The organism is Bacillus sp. mrc49, from assembly GCF_002803435.1.
Map to the genome: position 1 here is coordinate 1 of NZ_PHNG01000801.1, position 3156 is coordinate 3156.

General features: G+C 44.1%; 3 protein-coding genes. 2 read left to right on the forward strand and 1 reads right to left on the reverse strand.

What is annotated here, in order from left to right:
- On the forward strand, window positions 1-530 hold a 530-nt coding region (locus tag CVN76_RS30075; protein WP_157805843.1), incomplete at its 5' end, for a class F sortase.
- Window positions 531-731: 201 nt separating this feature from the next.
- Here the strand turns inward: CVN76_RS30075 and CVN76_RS30080 are convergent.
- A complete protein-coding gene (locus CVN76_RS30080) occupies window positions 732-1553 on the reverse strand; it encodes an alpha/beta fold hydrolase (protein ID WP_100534245.1) in 822 nt (273 codons plus the stop codon).
- A 165-nt stretch (window positions 1554-1718) separates the two neighbouring features.
- Here CVN76_RS30080 and CVN76_RS30085 point away from each other — a divergent pair, with 165 nt between their 5' ends.
- Complete coding sequence (locus tag CVN76_RS30085; protein WP_100534246.1) at window positions 1719-2987, forward strand: dicarboxylate/amino acid:cation symporter; 1269 nt, start codon at window positions 1719-1721, stop codon at window positions 2985-2987.
- The last annotated feature ends 169 nt before the right edge of the window (window positions 2988-3156 follow it).

A 3156-nucleotide genomic window follows, 5' to 3' on the forward strand; every position in this document is an offset into this window, starting at 1 on the left:
CCGCCATTTTTTATCATTTGAAAGACCTCGATAGAGGGGATGAAATTACGGTTAAGGACAAACAAGGAACAAAACTCACATTTGTGGTGAAAAAGAAACAAAGCTACCCACGAGACAAAGCCCCTCTTAACGAAATCTTCGGATATAGCAAAGGGCGCCATTTGAACTTAATTACTTGCACAGGCACCTTCGACCGATCAAAAGGCACGCATCAAGAACGATTGGTCGTATATGCAGAATTAAAGGAAGAACAAGCGATGCAGCTTGAAAATGAAGCGAAGCTGCCAGATGCGCCAACGAATGTAAAAATAAGCGGTGATTTGTTATCCTGGTATGCCGTACGAGAAGGAAATATTATTGGCTACCGGATATACAAAAAAGTGCCTGGAGGGACATTTACGCACATTGGAAGCATCTCAGAGTACGAACGTAAAAGTTATGTAGATAATAATGCCTCAAAAGCTCATTACTATGTCACAGCTGTTAATGAATATGGGCAGGAATCCGCTCCATCCAGCATTGCCGAATGATAATGGCCCACTGTTAAAAGTGAACTTTAGATACCACTTTCAAGGATCGTGTTCGGCATTGAACCGGACCGTTCCTTTTACTTTTGCCTTCCACCGCTGTAATCAGCTCCTGATCGTTACGGAAGGTGCGAAAATCCCGCTTAGCGATACGCTTCCTTTCGCACCCCCGAATTTCTTAGCCATCGGAAACGGGGAAAATGCTTATCCTCCAGCCCTTCCTATTCCTTTTTGAATAAAGTCATCGACGGTTTTGTTAAATAAATCGCTTTCTTCCAAAAAAGGACAATGGCAGCTATCTTCGAAGATTACGAGTTGGGAATCCGGGATATGTTCATGCAAATGCTCCCCTGCAGCAACAGGAATCACTTTTTCCTCCCTTCCAAAACAAAGAAGCGTGGGAACGGTAATTTGGGGCAGGAATTCACGATAATCAACGATTGATTGGTCGAATAGAATGCTGCTGGCAATAGATTCAGGCATTCTCGTTACTTCCCCGAGCATCCAATTTGCATCCTCCGCGGATAATTCGTTTTTAAACATGGAGGATAGGAAAGTTTGTAAAAAAGGAGTGCGATTCGTTTGGACCTCCGTCATGAAGGCTATCAATGTGCCAATGTCAAATGCACCAATATCAAAGTCAGGCCATTTAAAATCAGAGGCCAGCTCATCGACGATAACGGTTGAATGGACATTCCCCCCGCCGAATTGCTTCAGGTAATCCCAGACGACAAAAGCCCCCATCGACCAGCCAACAAGGATGACATCCTTCAATCCCCGTTCAGTAATGAACGCATGGAGATCCTTTGCATATACGGAGACCGTATTTCCGTAATGAACTTGGTTTGATTTGCCATGACTTCTTAAATCAAGCAATATCGTGCGATAATTTTGGGAAAAGTATGGAAGTTGCTTTGTAAAGAAGCGACTGCTCATCCATACTCCATGGATAAAAATGATTGGCCTGCCCTGCCCCTTTTCTTCATAAAATAGCCGGACACCCTCTTCCACATTAAAAAATGTCATATTACTCCTCCTTACCCACGCTTTTCATTCATTCTTCTTATTATGTATTGCGTTTCGGCTTTTAACATTCCTTCCTTTAAAAATATATTGTCAAACCTTCATCTAAAGTTGATAATGAAGTATATTTTTATTGATTATCTTCATCCTGAAAGGACGGATTTTTTCATGAAGAGCTTTTTTAAAAACTATCGATCCTCATTGATCCTACTCACTGCCATTATTATCGGTGGGATAGCAGGCGTCGTTTTCGGTGAGAAAACCTCGGTCATACAACCGCTGGGAGACTTATTCCTAAATCTGATGTTCACGATCATCGTTCCCTTGGTATTTTTCAGCATCGCTTCGGCCATTGCCAATATGAGTGGAATGAACCGCCTCGGAAAAATCATGGGCAGCATCGTGATCGTTTTCCTGACGACAGCCGCATTGGCTGCCGTGATTGGATTCATTGGGACAACCATCATCAACCCTTTGGAGGGCACAGATACGACAGCCATCAAAGAATTGATGGAAAACAGTTCCCCTGAGGAAAAGGTTGAAGATGTATCTTTCTTCAGTCAACTGGTCAACACTGTAACCGTATCCGATTTTCCCGAACTGTTCTCCAGGAGCAATATGCTCCAGCTTATCGTTTTCTCGGTATTAATTGGACTTTCGACTGCACTTGTCGGCGAGAAGGCTAGACCGATCACCGAATTTTTAACAGCTGGAACGGCTGTCATGATGAAGGTCGTGAAGATCGTCATGTACTATGCACCCATTGGACTTGGCGCTTATTTTGCGACGATCATCGGACAGCTTGGGCCGCAGATTTTGGAGGGCTATGCCCGTACCTTCGTTCTTTATCTCGTCTTAGCATTAATTTATTATTTTGGCTTCTTCACTTTGTATGCCTTTATCGCAGGTGGGAAGGATGGCGTTAAATTATTTTGGAAAAATGCCTTGGCGCCATCAATTACAGCCATCGCTACGTGCTCCAGTGCCGCGTGCATTCCAGTCAATCTGGAATCAGTCAAGAAAATGGGCGTGCCAAAGGATATTGCGGAAACGGTCATTCCACTCGGAGCCAACACTCATAAGGATGGGTCCGTATTTGGCGGAATTCTGAAAATCGTATTCCTATTCAGCTTATTCGGTAAGGATATGACAAGCATTTCAAGCATATTGAGCATCCTTGCCGTTGCCTTTTTGGTTGGTGCTGTCATGGGTGCCATTCCTGGAGGAGGGATGATCGGGGAAATGCTGATTCTCAGCGTATTCGGCTTCCCGGTTGAAGTTTTGCCGATCATTGCCGTTATATCCACGATAATCGATGCACCTGCTACACTGTTGAACTCAACAGGAAACACAGTTTGTGCCATGCTCGTGTCACGGCTCGTCGAAGGAAAGAACTGGTTAAAGCAAGCTTTTATTAAAGAAGATTCGGCCGTATGATCGAACGGACGCCTGGTTTTCCAGGCGTCTTTTTTTTTTTAGGAGCAAGGTGTTCCATGCCGATGCATAGAATGTAACTGTAAAGGAGGGATTCCGATGTTAACGAAGTGGTTGCCTGCGGCGATCCTTATTACGGGACTAGCCTATATATTCGTCATACCTGAAGAGC

What these genes read in the sequence shown, in the direction of transcription:
- CVN76_RS30085 (WP_100534246.1), top strand. Translation starts at nt 1,719, where the DNA reads ATGAAGAGCTTTTTTAAAAACTATCGATCCTCATTGATCCTACTCACT.
- CVN76_RS30080 (WP_100534245.1), bottom strand. Translation starts at nt 1,553, where the DNA reads ATGACATTTTTTAATGTGGAAGAGGGTGTCCGGCTATTTTATGAAGAA.